General features: G+C 37.2%; 12 protein-coding genes, 1 CRISPR repeat array and 1 riboswitch. Of the genes, 10 read left to right on the top strand and 2 right to left on the bottom strand.

Features of this window, described 5'->3' with window-relative positions; genetic code table 11:
- The first annotated feature begins 1 nt into the window (after window position 1).
- The 4 genes from cas1 (at window position 2) to HZL42_RS08400 (ending at window position 6,141) form a co-directional block, all read left to right on the top strand.
- Entirely contained in the window at window positions 2-913 is a 912-nt protein-coding gene (gene cas1, locus HZL42_RS08415; RefSeq protein WP_219283218.1) for a type II CRISPR-associated endonuclease Cas1, read from the top strand.
- Window positions 891-1,196, top strand: coding sequence for a CRISPR-associated endonuclease Cas2 (gene cas2 / locus HZL42_RS08410; RefSeq protein ID WP_219283217.1), 306 nt, complete (start codon window positions 891-893; stop codon window positions 1,194-1,196). Before cas1 ends, cas2 begins: the two co-directional genes overlap by 23 nt.
- The gene (csn2, locus tag HZL42_RS08405; RefSeq protein WP_219283216.1) at window positions 1,193-1,858 is read left to right on the top strand and encodes a type II-A CRISPR-associated protein Csn2; all 666 of its coding nucleotides are present in this window, start codon (window positions 1,193-1,195) and stop codon (window positions 1,856-1,858) included. Before cas2 ends, csn2 begins: the two co-directional genes overlap by 4 nt.
- A gap of 133 nt (window positions 1,859-1,991) precedes the next feature.
- Window positions 1,992-4,536: a CRISPR direct-repeat array (repeat unit 36 nt; unit sequence GTTTTAGATGCAGGTTGTTTCAATGAGTTTAAGATC).
- A 999-nt stretch (window positions 4,537-5,535) separates the two neighbouring features.
- Complete coding sequence (locus tag HZL42_RS08400) at window positions 5,536-6,141, top strand: DUF3862 domain-containing protein (RefSeq protein WP_219283215.1); 606 nt, start codon at window positions 5,536-5,538, stop codon at window positions 6,139-6,141.
- Window positions 6,142-6,298: 157 nt separating this feature from the next.
- Here HZL42_RS08400 and HZL42_RS08395 read toward each other — a convergent pair whose 3' ends face one another.
- On the bottom strand, window positions 6,299-6,871 hold the full coding sequence (locus tag HZL42_RS08395; RefSeq protein WP_219283214.1) for a hypothetical protein: 573 nt from the start codon (window positions 6,869-6,871) through the stop codon (window positions 6,299-6,301).
- 420 nt (window positions 6,872-7,291) lie between these two features.
- On the opposite strand from HZL42_RS08395, the gene HZL42_RS08390 reads away from it, so the two are divergent.
- The 5 genes from HZL42_RS08390 to HZL42_RS08370 all read left to right on the top strand — a co-directional run bounded on the left by HZL42_RS08390 (window position 7,292) and on the right by HZL42_RS08370 (window position 12,725).
- Entirely contained in the window at window positions 7,292-8,446 is a 1,155-nt protein-coding gene (locus HZL42_RS08390; RefSeq protein ID WP_219283213.1) for a GH25 family lysozyme, read from the top strand.
- A 3-nt stretch (window positions 8,447-8,449) separates the two neighbouring features.
- Window positions 8,450-9,115, top strand: coding sequence for a hypothetical protein (locus HZL42_RS08385; RefSeq protein WP_219283212.1), 666 nt, complete (start codon window positions 8,450-8,452; stop codon window positions 9,113-9,115).
- A gap of 800 nt (window positions 9,116-9,915) precedes the next feature.
- Window positions 9,916-10,998 carry a CAP domain-containing protein gene (locus HZL42_RS08380; RefSeq protein WP_219283211.1) on the top strand — a complete coding sequence of 361 codons (1,083 nt, stop codon included), beginning with the start codon at window positions 9,916-9,918 and terminating at the stop codon, window positions 10,996-10,998.
- An 86-nt stretch (window positions 10,999-11,084) separates the two neighbouring features.
- Window positions 11,085-11,741, top strand: coding sequence for an NAD(P)H-dependent oxidoreductase (locus HZL42_RS08375; protein ID WP_219283210.1), 657 nt, complete (start codon window positions 11,085-11,087; stop codon window positions 11,739-11,741).
- A 94-nt stretch (window positions 11,742-11,835) separates the two neighbouring features.
- A riboswitch (TPP riboswitch) is annotated at window positions 11,836-11,926 on the top strand.
- Between the two features lie 46 nt (window positions 11,927-11,972).
- Window positions 11,973-12,725, top strand: a complete 753-nt coding sequence (locus HZL42_RS08370) for a 3-oxoacyl-ACP reductase (protein ID WP_219283208.1) — start codon at window positions 11,973-11,975, stop codon at window positions 12,723-12,725.
- Window positions 12,726-12,800: 75 nt separating this feature from the next.
- Here HZL42_RS08370 and HZL42_RS08365 read toward each other — a convergent pair whose 3' ends face one another.
- Window positions 12,801-13,691 carry a LysR family transcriptional regulator gene (locus tag HZL42_RS08365; RefSeq protein WP_219283207.1) on the bottom strand — a complete coding sequence of 297 codons (891 nt, stop codon included), beginning with the start codon at window positions 13,689-13,691 and terminating at the stop codon, window positions 12,801-12,803.
- A 123-nt stretch (window positions 13,692-13,814) separates the two neighbouring features.
- Here HZL42_RS08365 and HZL42_RS08360 point away from each other — a divergent pair, with 123 nt between their 5' ends.
- A complete protein-coding gene (locus HZL42_RS08360; RefSeq protein ID WP_219283206.1) occupies window positions 13,815-15,482 on the top strand; it encodes an alpha-keto acid decarboxylase family protein in 1,668 nt (555 codons plus the stop codon).
- Window positions 15,483-15,500: the final 18 nt, after the last annotated feature.

The raw sequence follows: 15,500 nt of genomic DNA, 5'->3' as shown, positions 1-15,500 counted from the left end.
AATGGGATGGAGAACTGTTGTAGTAACACAGCATGCTAAGATATCTTTAACTTTAGGTAATTTATTAATTCAAACAGATACTGGAATCAATCATGTTCATGTAAAGGATATTCAAGTTTTGATAGTTTCTTCCTTACAAGTAGTAATTACTTCAGCTGCTATTTGTGAATTATCCAAAAATAATGCCAAAATTATATTTAGTGATAATTCTAATCAGCCGATATCAGAAGTCATTAATTATACTAGAAATATTAGCAACGTTAGTTTATTAAAAAAACAGTTTGATTGGACTAGTAATAATTTAGTTTCTAAGAAATTATGGACCAAGATTGTAATTAGTAAAATTAGTAATCAAATTCAAGCCCTTGATTTTTTTGGTATCAACTCTGATTCAATAATCTCAGAGTTAGATAAGATAGAACTAGATGACATTACTAATCGTGAAGCCGTTGCAGCAAGAAAATACTTTTTATTATTGTTTGGAAATGATTTTAGTAGGGATGAAGTTTCTCCAATTAATGATGCTCTTAACTATGGATATTCCATCATTCTATCTTCAGTTAATCTTCAAATTACTGCTTATGGTCAATTAACTCAGCTAGGAATTCATCATCATAGCGATGAAAATTATTTTAATTTAGGATCTGACTTAATGGAACCATTTCGACCAGTTGTTGACCAATGGGTAGGAAATCAAAAATTTAAAGAGTTAACACCAGATGTTAAGTTTAGTCTTATTAGATTGTTGGATGTCGAAGTTACTTATAATCATCAAGAAATTATATTAAGAAACGCAATCTATGAACACGTAAGAAATTGTCTTGATTATTTAAATCTTAAAAAAGACTCTATAAAAATTGAGGTGGGGATTCCGAGTGAGGTATCGAATAATGCGTTTAATGATAATGTTTGATTTGCCAACTGAAACTAGCGAACAAAGAAGAAACTATCGTCATTTTAGAAAGGACCTATTAAAAGAAGGGTTCTTTATGATGCAGTATTCTGTATATGTAAAGGTTTGTACGAGTCGTCAATCTGCTAAATTTACAGAAAATCGATTAACGGTTTTAGCACCTAAAGAGGGACTCGTTCAATCATTTATGTTAACTGAACGCCAATATCAAGATATGAAATTTATTTCTGGAAAAAAGAATGATGATGTCATTAATTCTAGTGATCGGACGTTGATATTATGAATATTACAATCTATCCGTTTCAACCATATCAGATATTAGATAATTCTCTTAATATTATAGACATTGCAAGTACTAATCTAAATTCAAAGATTATTAATCAAGTTAGAACTTACGGTGATAAAATTATTTTTAGCAGCGAAGACTCTAATGTTATTAGCTCTAAGGATGCATATGATTATTATGGAGATATTCTAATCAGCCTTGATTTAGATAAGATGTTTATTGCTAAGATTGAAAAGAAAATAGAACAAGATATTCAAAATCCTAGCATTACCAATATTTTTGATAATCAAAGAAAAATGTTTTCAATTTTTCTACAAGAAGCCTATCTTTTGGATTTACCCATTAGAATGAACTTTACACCGAATGTAGATAAATTGTTAAAACAATCTAAGTTATCATTTATTCATGATGAATTAAATGAACCATATCCAATTTTGGAAACCTTAGTAAAGACGGTTACTAGTCTCCAAGACGATAAATTAATTATTTTATTAAATTTAACCAATTACTTGAATGATTCAGAATTAAAATTAACTAATCAACTATTAGCTGACTGTAAGAAGACAATTCTAACTTTTAATTTTAATAGTGTGAGAAGATCATTGACTGATAATTATAATTATTTATTTATTGACGAAGATTTTTGTGAATGGAAATAGAAATGAAAGTTCATTTTATAGTATAATTATCGATGAGTTTAGATATTAGAAATAAGTTAATTTTTTAATGATTGAAAAACTTGTTTTGACAGCATTTGTTTGAAATTATTGTATGTTTTATTATAATATAATGGTTTTAGATGCAGGTTGTTTCAATGAGTTTAAGATCACTGATTAGCAACTTTAATAATTTAATTAGGTTTTAGATGCAGGTTGTTTCAATGAGTTTAAGATCGCATTCTGCGTATCCGTATCCGCATTTTGCGTTTTAGATGCAGGTTGTTTCAATGAGTTTAAGATCATTATTCATACTGGAAGTTCAGAGATATTAGTTTTAGATGCAGGTTGTTTCAATGAGTTTAAGATCAAACAAATCCATGATTTCAGCGTGCGCTGTGTTTTAGATGCAGGTTGTTTCAATGAGTTTAAGATCATTAACTTAGCAATTGCAGCGATAAATTCGGTTTTAGATGCAGGTTGTTTCAATGAGTTTAAGATCGCTAATGTTTCTTTCAAGGCTTTAATTTCTGTTTTAGATGCAGGTTGTTTCAATGAGTTTAAGATCGTAGCTCTTAGAGGTATTCCACTACTTCTAGTTTTAGATGCAGGTTGTTTCAATGAGTTTAAGATCCCTTGCATTACATAATTGATAAATAATGGTGTTTTAGATGCAGGTTGTTTCAATGAGTTTAAGATCCTTTCTAGCTGCCAGTTGCCTTCACTATCTGTTTTAGATGCAGGTTGTTTCAATGAGTTTAAGATCACGTTATAGATAGTGGCAGTTCCAGTTCCAGTTTTAGATGCAGGTTGTTTCAATGAGTTTAAGATCTTCATCAAAGGCAAAGCTAACTTAGCTAAGGTTTTAGATGCAGGTTGTTTCAATGAGTTTAAGATCTTATTGTCGCTACGTTAGAAGGTAATCACAGTTTTAGATGCAGGTTGTTTCAATGAGTTTAAGATCCCAAGGACTCGAAGAAGTCTGGCACAAGTAGTTTTAGATGCAGGTTGTTTCAATGAGTTTAAGATCATAAAGTCCTGACTGATATGCTCAACGACAGTTTTAGATGCAGGTTGTTTCAATGAGTTTAAGATCGCGATAATGTAGCAATCCAATCGCTTGTGTGTTTTAGATGCAGGTTGTTTCAATGAGTTTAAGATCAGAATTACAGTGTTGCCGCTGCCTTTCGCTGTTTTAGATGCAGGTTGTTTCAATGAGTTTAAGATCGCTGTTGTTTGGTTCTACTTTGAACAATATGTTTTAGATGCAGGTTGTTTCAATGAGTTTAAGATCACTGATTTTATCCCACATGAAAAAAAGGAAGTTTTAGATGCAGGTTGTTTCAATGAGTTTAAGATCTGAAGCCGATTTCTTTTCAGTAGACGCTTGGTTTTAGATGCAGGTTGTTTCAATGAGTTTAAGATCAAAACTAACAGCTTAGTGGGCACTTTATCCGTTTTAGATGCAGGTTGTTTCAATGAGTTTAAGATCATAATTTTACCGACTTCAATCAATATACGAGGTTTTAGATGCAGGTTGTTTCAATGAGTTTAAGATCCTTCCTTTCAAGAAGATGAACCCACCACGGGTTTTAGATGCAGGTTGTTTCAATGAGTTTAAGATCTGGTCACGTTGCCTTTACCGTCATCTAAGAGTTTTAGATGCAGGTTGTTTCAATGAGTTTAAGATCCTGCCCATTGGCGTATCTTCAACAGTGCCAGTTTTAGATGCAGGTTGTTTCAATGAGTTTAAGATCTGCAATATACACCAACGACCATGGCATCATGTTTTAGATGCAGGTTGTTTCAATGAGTTTAAGATCCTAACATGCGTAATCGGTCAGGCTTTGACAGTTTTAGATGCAGGTTGTTTCAATGAGTTTAAGATCTAACGTTACGATGAAGGGTGGTAATGCTAAGTTTTAGATGCAGGTTGTTTCAATGAGTTTAAGATCAGATGTAATCATCAATGAATTTAAACGCTAGTTTTAGATGCAGGTTGTTTCAATGAGTTTAAGATCCTTAATTGCATTTTTTAAACGCATGTTTTCGTTTTAGATGCAGGTTGTTTCAATGAGTTTAAGATCAACCAATTACGAAATGCAAGTAGGCGGTAAGTTTTAGATGCAGGTTGTTTCAATGAGTTTAAGATCATAATGGCGTTGCCCGTATGATGAAGAGATGTTTTAGATGCAGGTTGTTTCAATGAGTTTAAGATCATGAAATCTGAACTTTCTAAAACTCGAAATGTTTTAGATGCAGGTTGTTTCAATGAGTTTAAGATCCTTAACGTCAACGGATAGACCGTTGTATAAGTTTTAGATGCAGGTTGTTTCAATGAGTTTAAGATCAACCATCACCTTCCTTGTTCGGGTCAGTAAGTTTTAGATGCAGGTTGTTTCAATGAGTTTAAGATCATGATGCCGATGGCTCGCGTTATATGCACAGTTTTAGATGCAGGTTGTTTCAATGAGTTTAAGATCGTCCTTGACGATAGACTTGAGCGCATCGTAGTTTTAGATGCAGGTTGTTTCAATGAGTTTAAGATCGCAAGACGGTGATGATCCGATGGACTGCTTGTTTTAGATGCAGGTTGTTTCAATGAGTTTAAGATCCAAAAGCACATTCCCGAAGATGATTATTGGGTTTTAGATGCAGGTTGTTTCAATGAGTTTAAGATTTAATTCTAAATGGAAATCACTTTAATTATTTTTGTATTTTTAAATTCCAAAGTATGTTAGATCAATAGTTTTATACGCACTTTTTCAATAACGTTTTAGATAAAAATAAGGATTAGAGGGCCTCCAACGCCCTCTAATCCTTATTTACTTGCATTTATATATCTTTTTTTAACAACATATTAATCATTGCTACTTCTGTAAATACGACTATTTTGAACTCCAGTTGAAACTTCATCAACTGGGGATAACGCTAATAATTCCGAGACTGCATCATTACCAATCCCTTATATTGTTTTAATGCACTTTTGACCAGGTTTCATTTCAGCTGCAATCTTCGGGGCTTTCAATTTCTTTCCTAATCAGTTTTTTAGGTGCTCTTATTATCGATATTATCAATCTGCTGAATAGAATCACAACTGATACGATTGTCCATGAACATGTTCCTCCTAAAGAGATTATTACTTCTACATATTTAACATTCAAAATAATCCCGATTCCCTAAATTTTTCACCATTATTTTGACATCCCTACCCACTTCCACTCTATTTAAGACATCAAATTTTTCCCACTAGGAAGTGTAGTGTCGCACCATGAAGAGGGCTACTCATCCACGCTCTTATTCTGAGTCCCATTCTAGCAATTATGTTTGATCAAATCTTACAGGCAAGTACCAAGGTCAGCTCAAATCGGTCTAAGAAAACATTTCGTTCAACATGAATTCCACCGGGACAACCACAACCCAGAGTAACTTACAGACGATCAGCTCGATATTTCAAGAAGATAAGTTCTAAGGGCCACCGGAATAACTTTCTCTCGAATTGCTTTACCAGGATTGAGGACGTGCAACGTTTAACAACGCTACCATCTAAACTGCGTTTGATTTTAATTAAAAAAATTCATTATTCATATCTTACAATGTTTAATTTTGTACTTTAAATTTTATTGTACTCAGTGTATAATAAATATAATATTTAAATAATTCTTAAGGAGTTATGCCCTATGAACAAACTAGCCACGTTTATGACAATTTCACTACTATCAATTACTCTTGCTGGATGTGGCAGCAAGGGAGCTTCCCAAAATGGCAGTAGCAGCGATAAGACCAGTTCATCAAAGAAGACTAGCGCTAGTGCGTTAAACTATCAAAACTTCCAGTCGGTCAAAGTGGGTTCGTTTGTGGACGGCAGCGGTTCGACTACTGCCTACGTGCGCAAGGCACTTGGAAAGCCGACTTCGACTACTACCACTAAGGTTAGTGGGAAAGAATCTAAGACGTACGTCTGGTCCAATCTGAATAGTAGTTTTAAAGCTAAGGACGTCACGATTTCATTTGAAAATGGGCGGGCAATTGCCAAGGGCTATGCGAATGCTGATATTAATCATTTGAAAGCTTTGAATCATCAGAAGGTGAATTCGATTAAAATTGGTGACAGCTACAATAGCGTAATTCAAAAGCTGGGCCAGCCATCTTCTGAATCAGAAAGTGGTAGTGGAAATATTTCCATTCGTTCGGTAGTTTATCTGACCGGAAAAAATGGCGAATCGACCAGCTTTGTCTTTAATGGGGATAAGGTAAACCAAATTACTAAAAGTGAATTAAAATAAAAAATAGGTGGTAAATTGGTGGTGGTCATCTAAAAAGCACGGATAATGACACCACTAATTTAGTTAAAATGCGTTTCGCTTAAATAACACTAATAAATAAAGAGCCATCCAGGACTGAACAGCATTGTTCAATCTCTGATGGCTCTTTTTCTAATCGTTAACTAAATCGATCAAATAAAAAGTTTTCCTTACTTAAGATGTCCATTGCAGTAATTTTTTCAATTGGAATGGGCTCATTTTCATCTACGTCATTAAAGCCGTTTAATTCGCTATATTCGACCTCATTTAAGGTAATCAAGCCATCCTTTATTAATAAGATGCGGCCCTGTTGAACGTAGTCGTGGGCAGTAGTATAAATTGAGACCGCAGCTTCATGGGCAAAGCAGTCTGCAAGAAGCGTTAAGAAGTCATCCGTTTTAAACTGTTTATATTGCTCCTTAAGTTTGAATGGATCATATAAATGGCTTTCCTTAGTGAACTCCACGTACCGGTCAAATAGTTTGGAGTAGGTGGTCCCAAAGGAAATTTTAGAAATATCTGATTTTAACATAACGGTATATGAATCTAAAAAACCATAGTCATCAATCGTCTGGAGAATTAAGTATGGCCCTAAATCCTTTACAATGAACCCCAGGGCAAAGTTTTCATATTTATATTGATCGCGCGACTTGGAATAAATTTCTAATGGCTTATCATTACCGATATATTTGTTAATCTTATGGTTTTCCATTGGCATTAGCTCCTGACTCATTCACTTATTAGGGTTATTATAATTAATTTGGGTAAACTTGTAAAAATATGTGGCTTCAAAAAGAACGCAAAACTAATGTTTTATACTAAAAGGATATAATTTTAAAAGCTGGTTCAACCGGCATTATAATGGATGGTTGACCATTTGATTGCGATGTTAGTTGCTATTGGGAATGATTAACTTATGATTTTTATTATCAACTGCAGCGATAGCAATTATCTGATTTATAATTTTTTTAAATTAACTGTCATTTGCTCGTAACAAGATGTCTTATTGTAGATACGCTCCTGTAATGTCGTCATTTTATAATCTTAACTAGTCAATTAGTCAAAAAATTTAATTTAAGGTAGCTGTAATCCTTCAAGCTATCAAATGAAAATAAACGGGAGTGTAACATACATGTTTAACAAGTATCTGAAGGGAATCCTAGTTGCAGCAGGGCTTTTCTTTACGGTTAACCCAACTCAGTTGATTCCACCGACTGCCAAAGCTGCTTCAATTAGCCAATCGGTCATTAATAACCCCATCCCCGATCTTTCTGAATGGCAGGGGGCCTTGACTGACAGCCAAGTTAAGAAACTAAAAGCCACCGTCCCATTTGTAATCCTGCGGGTTCAATACGGGAGCAGTTATCGGGATAAGTACTTTGACCAAAACGCAGCCCTCTGTCGGAAGTACGGATTAAAGTACGGGGTGTACTCGTACAGTCTCTATACAAATGCAGCGACTGCCCGTACTGAAGCTAAGAATCTTTATAACCGGGGGGTTGGCGCTAGTTTTTACGTTAATGACTACGAGCAACAGACCGTCACCAGTGGTTCCACTGAAACAGCCACGAACGCCTGGTATCAACAAATGCGTCAGCTCGCACCCAACCGCCGGATTCTCTTTTATTCATACCTTAGCTTTGCGCAAACCTACGCCCCAACTTCAATGCTCAAGTATGATGGCTACTGGTTAGCTAATTATACGTCGGTCAAGCCAACCGGAACGTACGCACTTTGGCAGTTTACCGATAGCTGGTACTCCTCGGCGTTAAATCAAAAGATCGATGCAAGTCAAAAGAACCTTAAGACGAATTCATGGTTCCTATCTAGTCGGGCCATTAAATATGATAAGGTGGTAGGCCCCCAGAACAAATCTTATCGGATCTGGCGGAACCTTGATTTTACAGCAAGTAATGGCAGTACTAAGTTAGATAGCAACCAAGCATATGAAGCCCGGAATTACTATGAGCACTACGATGGGGCAAAGTATTATTCACTTTATAAGAATAATCGCTTTGTTGGTTATGTAAACGTTAATGCGATGCAGACCCTAAAAGCAACGAAGACCGATTTAACCGTAAAGATCAATAAGGCTAACCAATCTATTTGGGGAAACCTGTTCTTTACGAAGGTACGGGCTAAAACGGTTGGCAATGATGATAAAACGTATACTGTAAAGAACCTTTATCACCATCCGAATGGCAAAACGTATTATTCCCTTTACCACGATGGAAAGTGGCAGGGGTATATAAATAAAGACGCAGTTACAATTGAAGGAGGAGCATAGCAATTGATCAGTAGCAAAATTAAAGCAATTACCATTTCCACAATCATCGCCATTGTTGGTTTTGCAGGGGGCGTAAAGTGGATCGTAGAAAGTCAAAATGTCCATGCTACCCAAACGGTAGTGCAGCAGTTATCAATTCCAGCAACAGCAACGGTTGATCAACAGAAATACGTTGCCAAGGCCGTTAATAACAATCAAGTTCAATATCAAGATTCCGATTCCAACCTGAAAGCAGCCGACTACCAAGTAATTAACAGTGAAAATCCCCATACCGCTAGTAACCAGTATCACAATCTCAAAATGCCAATCAAATTTGATGGTCAATCGACAACCCTAAGTGATGGGACAAAGTCCACAATTCAAGGAGCGATGGGCCACGTCTACGTTCAATGGCAACGGGGAAACTGGACGGTCACCACCGTTAGTAGCCCAGAGGTTGCTAAGAATCCTAAAGCAGCCGTTAAACAAGCTAATCAAGTAAACAAATTAATCAAGGAATCGCAAGTAACCGACCATTCCATTGACCGCGGATCAATCGTAATTGATCAGGATTCACAGGGAGATAACGAAAGCCAAATTAGCTGGCAAAAGGGGAAACAAACCGTTAACACCACTGGCCAGAATGCTGAATTGATTACCAAAGTGGCTGAGCAAGGACTCAGTAAATAGTTTCATAAAAATCAAAATGCCTGACAAATCATTATTCATGACTTGTCAGGCATTATTATTATGGATTTGAATCGTTAGTAACGAAATGGTGGAAACATTCCTTTCTTATTTAAACTCTGGGGTAAATCGATTGATTAAGTGAATGGTAAGTACCTCTCTTTCATTAGCTGGGTAAAGCAAGCTCTGCACTAAGTTGGTGATTACATCTCCTTATAAATTAATCTGAGGTAAAGCGCTTCTTATGACATTGGAAACAACCCCTTTGATTTATTGTCATTATAATACACCCGCTATCTGAGAAAGTAAACCCTTTTGATCAACTTTTTCTAATTTATTTTAATTATTTTCTAATTTTAAAATCGGGTGAAAAAGCACGGAAATCAAAATACCTGACAAACCATCTTAGATGACTTGTCAGGCATTATTATTATGGATTTGAATCGTTAGTAACGGAATGGTGGAAACACTTCTTTCTTATTTAGAATCTGGGGTAAAGCGGTCGTTTAAGTGAATGGTAAGTACCTCTCTTTCATTAGCTGGGTAGTTCACTTATACTAACATTGGTGGAAACACGTCCTTTACAATTTAATCTGTGGTATTACCTTCGGATTGCATTGGAAACATCCCCTTTGCTTTGTTGTTGATAATAATATACATCCTTTAAATGAGAATGTAAAGCTTTTTATCTAATCTCTTTGTAATTATTTTGCAATTTTTATCTAAGTGTTGATATATCAACGATTTCGGACTACAATAATTTTGCCAAATTAATTTAAAATCTACTAAAGAAGGTTATTATAATGAAAAAGTCATTATTGGTAACACTATTGTTGAGCTCCGTGTTGGGGCTGGGTGCGGTTACTAATGAACCCAATGTAAATGCTGCTAAGCACCATGTTGTTAAGAAGGCCCACAAAAAGAAGGCACATCATCAGCAAAAGCAGACGAAGCATAAGCACAAGCAGGGGGAGCAAACCGTTAAAGCTTCTATCGACCTCAAATCAGATGATCAATCTAATTCCAATAGTAATTCTGATGACCAGAATAATAATACCAATTCCTCGATTGTAAATAATGCTACATATGAACAACAATATCGGGCTGAAGCCTTAAAGGAAATTAATGCCTTGCGGGCCTCAGTGGGTGTGTCTCCGGTGGTTGAGGACCCAACGCTCGATAAAATTGCTGACCAACGGGTGGCTCAAAACATGGCCCGCAGCGACGGTTCAATTAGTCACTATGATAGTAATGGCAATGCTTTGGGTGACGAAGATGCCAAACAATATGGAATCAATGACGGATTAAGTGAAAACTTAGCTGAACGGGGTTATGAAAGTGGTGATCCGAGTTCCCCAACCGAGGTTGCCAATGAATTGACCCACCAATATATTGACGAGGGTCCGGAGGCCAATGACGGAAAGGAACATGGTCACTACGAAAACCTAGTGTCTCCAATAAATAAGTCGATTGGAATCGGATTTGGAATCTCGAGCAATGCTGATTCAGAAGGATTCAAGAACCTCTACGATGCGGAAGATTTTTCGTTCGATACCAACCCAACGAGTGCGCAAAGTCAAAATGACACGGCGCCAGCAACTACGACTAGTACGAATGGTCAACAAGCAACGTCGACCAATTCAAACTCTGCTGTAGGTTCCGTTAGCACGGTCCCTCAAAATAATGCTGACTGGACCTACCAACAGGCCCCCGGTGGTGATTGGGTGGGCACCCCAACCCCTCAGTATGAACAAGAGCAAAAGAATGAGTTTTACGCCACCCATCATATTGAAACCTCTTCCGATGGTGAACAAGTATATGTGAAGAATGGAATGCACCTACAGTTTGATGCCAGTGGTCAAGGAACCGCAGTTCCTAACAATTAGTTAGTAATTTTAAGCCGTTTTGATTGCAGTTATTCAGTTTAATATGCTATTTTGATAATAACTAATAATTTTGAAGGGTGACGAAAATGGATAAAAATGAAGAACTAATTAATTTAGCACACCGGAGATATGCGACTAAAAAATATGATCCGAATAAGCATATTTCTGATAAGGATTGGAACACGATTATGGAAGTGGCCCGCCTTTCCCCTAGTTCAATGGGGTTTGAGCCTTGGCAATTTTTGCTAATTGAAAATGATGATTTGAAGCAGGCAATGTATGACGACGCCTGGGGAGCCCAAAAGAGTTTTAACGGTGCTGATAAGTTTGTGATTATCCTTGCCAGAAAGAACATGGACATTAATTCACCCCACATCAAGCATATGAGTGAGGACGTACAAGGGCACGCATTTGATCCTAATTCACCATTTGCTAAAAAGGTGATTAGTTTCCAGGAAAATGATTTTAAATTAAACACGGCGCGAGAACTATTTGACTGGACTTCTAAGCAGACCTACATCCCACTAGCAAACATGATGACGACAGCAGCTGCATTGGACATTGATAGTTGTCCAATCGAAGGCTTTAACCGGGCTAATATTGACCGGATCTTAGCTGATCATGATGTAATTGATCCTGAGAAGTGGGGGACTTCCGTAATGGTTAGTTTTGGTTATCGTGATCAAGCGATTACGCCAAAGAAGCGTCAACCAATGGAAGCAGTTTACCGGGTAATTAAATAGCTTTGAGAAGGGTGTGCTTGATTAAAGGGAGTGCCTTTTTAATTGGGTTGATTAATTAACGAATATCATTTAATATATAACCGTATCAAAATATACCGATTAATTGGGGTGCTGGAATGGCTGAGATTATACCCACGAACCTGATCCAGGTAATGCTGGCGGAGGGAAATTAAGTGTGTAAACTAATCTAGTGATTGCTTCATTCGATTGATCTTTGAGGAGATTTTTCAGATGGCAAAAACAGTTTTAATTACGGGCGCAAGTTCTGGTTTAGGAGCTGAAACCGCAAGACAATTTGGTACAGCTGGCTTTAACGTGGTGGTTAATTATTACCACCATCAAGCCGCTGCTGATAAAGTGGTCGCTCAGATCGGTTCAGACCACGCAATTGCAATTCAAGCTGACGTGCGGAATCGGGATGCTGTTGATCAGATGGTTAATAGCACAATTGATAAGTTCGGTAGTTTGGACGTGGTCGTGAATAATGCGTTAGTGGGCTTCAAATTTGATCCCGTAAAGCAAAAGGCGTTTAAGGATTTGTCATGGGACGACTATCAAAAACAAATTGATGGTACGTTGAAGGGGGCCTTTAACGTTATCCAAAGTGCACTGCCTGAAATGGTTAAAAACCACTATGGAAAGGTAGTAAGTATCGGGACTAATTTATTTCAAAATCCAGTTGTCCCCTACCACGAGTACACGACTGCCAAGGCGGCTTTGATCGGATTCACCAGGAATCTGGCTGCCGAGTTGGGTGAGGATGGCATTAGCTTTAACATGGTCTCCGGAGGCCTTTTGAGAACGACTAACGCCAGTTCGGTTACCACGCCTGAGGTTTTTGATTTAATTGCGACTCAGACCCCATTAAAAGAGGTAACGACCCCAGAACAAGTTGCAAAGATGGTGCTATTCTTGGGATCACCAGAAAGTGATGGCATTACGGGGCAAAATTACACCGTTGATGGTGGATTAACAATGAATTAAAATTTAAAAAAATAAAAGCAGTGCTGCGCATCATGGTGGCACTGCTTTTTTGCATTTCAGGTCATTGATAAATGGTTATGATTTCTCCCGATTGTTACCAAATTGCTTAACCATCACGGTCAGCATTTCTTGTAATGTCGGAGTTAATTGACTTTCCTTCAAATATACTAATCCAATTCGAATTTTTAAAATGCGACTATTAATCTTTAATGGAACTACGTTGGGATAATGTTTGGCAGCTAATACAGATTTTGGAATTAGTGCGATGGCGGCATTATTTTGCTGGACAATGTCAATGCAACTACCGAAACTACTTAGTTCAAACTGGTAGTTAGGAAAAATCAGATGATTTTGAAAGTACCGGTTTAATAACTTTCTGAAGTAGAATTTATTAGATAGCGTTGCAATCTTTAATTTAGCAATTTCCGTCATTGATATCTCCACCAATGAACTGAGCGGACTATTTTTAGCAACAACCGCCACCACATTATCACTAAAAATGTATTGTGAAGTTATTGAGCTATCTTCAACCGGTAGAAATGTAACTCCGGCATCTAATTCGCGACTATTGATTTTAGTAATGATTTCATCATTCATTAATTCCTGCATTTTGAGGTTATCTAGCCCCGGTTCATTCATTAGGGGGTAGAAAAAATGATCCTCTGCGAAGCCGACCTTGATCTCCGGTTTTGCGTTCCCAGTAAATTTTTCTAGTGATTGGGTAGCATTATGGATTGCTCTTAATATTTGCCCGGCATGGATAACGAATTCTTGACCAGCATTAGTAAGAACGATGTTGCGGCCCTGTTTTTTAAATAATGCAACGCCTAGTGCCTTTTCTAACACTTGAATTTGGCGACTGAGGGAGGGTTGGCTGATAAAAAGTTGTTCTGCTGCAATTCGATAGTTCAAAGTCTGGGCTAGTTTATAGAAGTAGCGAAGTTGATTAAAAGTAAAGTTGTTCAATTTTGGTTTCTCCAATCATAACTAAAAGGTATTGATTTAATAGAATCCTGGTAATTGTTGAGCAGTTTCGCCCAGGGGTATTATTAAGCCATACTTAATTAAGAAAGTTTAGGAGGATTCGTTATGTATACTGTATCTGATTATTTGGTGGATGTCATTAAAGAAATGGGCGCTTCGAATGTGTTTGGGGTTCCCGGAGATTATAATCTAGATTTTCTAGATCACATTACCCACCGCGATGATGTTAAATGGACTGGGAACGCAAATGAACTGAACGCTTCTTACATGGCTGACGGGTATGCCAGAAAGAATGGCTTCGCTGCGTTTGTTACAACTTTTGGAGTTGGTGAATTAAGCGCCATCAATGGACTAGCCGGGAGCGTTACGGAAAACGTTCCGGTTTTAGAAATCGTCGGGGCGCCTAGTATGAATTCCCAAAGTCATCACGAAATTGTTCATCATACCTTTGGAGATGGAAACTACGTTCGGTTTACCAATGCCCATAAGCAACTGGGCGTTAAAGTGGTTTCATTAACTGACCAGCGTCCGATTGATCAGATTAACGATGCCATTAGTTACATCGTTAAATATCGGAAACCAGTTTACATGACATTACCAATTAACGTGGGTAAAATGCCAGTCAACGAAACGATTAAAACTGAAATCAAACTGGTGATTGCTGATAATGATGCTAACTATTCGCAATCGTTAATGAATGACCTTAAGACGCAAGTTAATAATGCCAAACAACCACTTGTCATTTTGGGTCATGAAGTTATCAATATGCAACTATCAGGATTAGTTGAACAATTTATTAAGCAAAATAACCTATTGTTTTCTGACATTGGGTTAGGAAAAGATGCCGTTGATGAAAGCTTAGCCCAATTTATTGGTACTTATGACGGGTTGATTTCTGATCAAGACATTAATAACGTTGTGGATGCCAGTGATTTAATTATTTTGATCGGGGTTAAACTGGGTGACATGGTCACTGGTTTGTTCACCCAGAGCTTTGATGAAACGAAGACGATTAACATCAATAACCAGGATGCCACCGTATTTGGGCAGGCCAAGGACTACCTAGCTAACTATAATTTTGCTGCCAATGTTAAGCAATTAAGCCAGTTAAGTTTGAACAAATGTGATAATGCTGGAAACAACCGTTTTGAACAAATTGCGACGCCGGTTGCTAGTGATAACGCTTTAACACAGAACTTCTACGACCAAGCCGTTGCAAGCTTTATTAAATCTGGTGACACGTTAGTAACTGAACAGGGAACTTCCTTTAGTGGATTAGTTCCATTTACCTTACCAAAGGATACCCAATTTATTGCCCAACCACTATGGGGTTCGATTGGTTATGCATTTCCAGCTGCCATTGGAAGCCAGATTGCAGATCCTAGTCACCGAACGATTCTATCAACTGGTGAAGGTTCGCTCCAACTAACGATTCAGGAATTTGGAATGGCGTTTAGAGAAAAAATTCATCCAATCATATTAGTGATTGATAATGCTGGATACACTGTTGAACGTTTGATTCACGGGATGAATGAGTACTACAACGATGTTCCGCAATTGAACTATGTTAAAATTCCAGATACATTTGGTGCTAAGCAAGATGATTACATTGCATTCGATGTTTCTACTGAAACCGAATTAATCGATGCATTAGAAAAAACCCGTGAAAATAATGATAAATTAGTTTTAATCCAAGCCCACATGGCTGCTAATGATGGTCCAGAACCATTGGTAAGAACTGGAAAACTAATTGCCGAAAATAATAGTAAATAATTGTTTGTAAAAAGCAGT

It is taken from the genome of Lactobacillus sp. Sy-1, assembly GCF_019303535.1.
Lineage (GTDB): Bacteria > Bacillota > Bacilli > Lactobacillales > Lactobacillaceae > Nicoliella.
The sequence above is the reverse complement of the archived record's forward strand: the minus strand, read 5'-3'. Positions and strand labels throughout refer to the sequence as shown.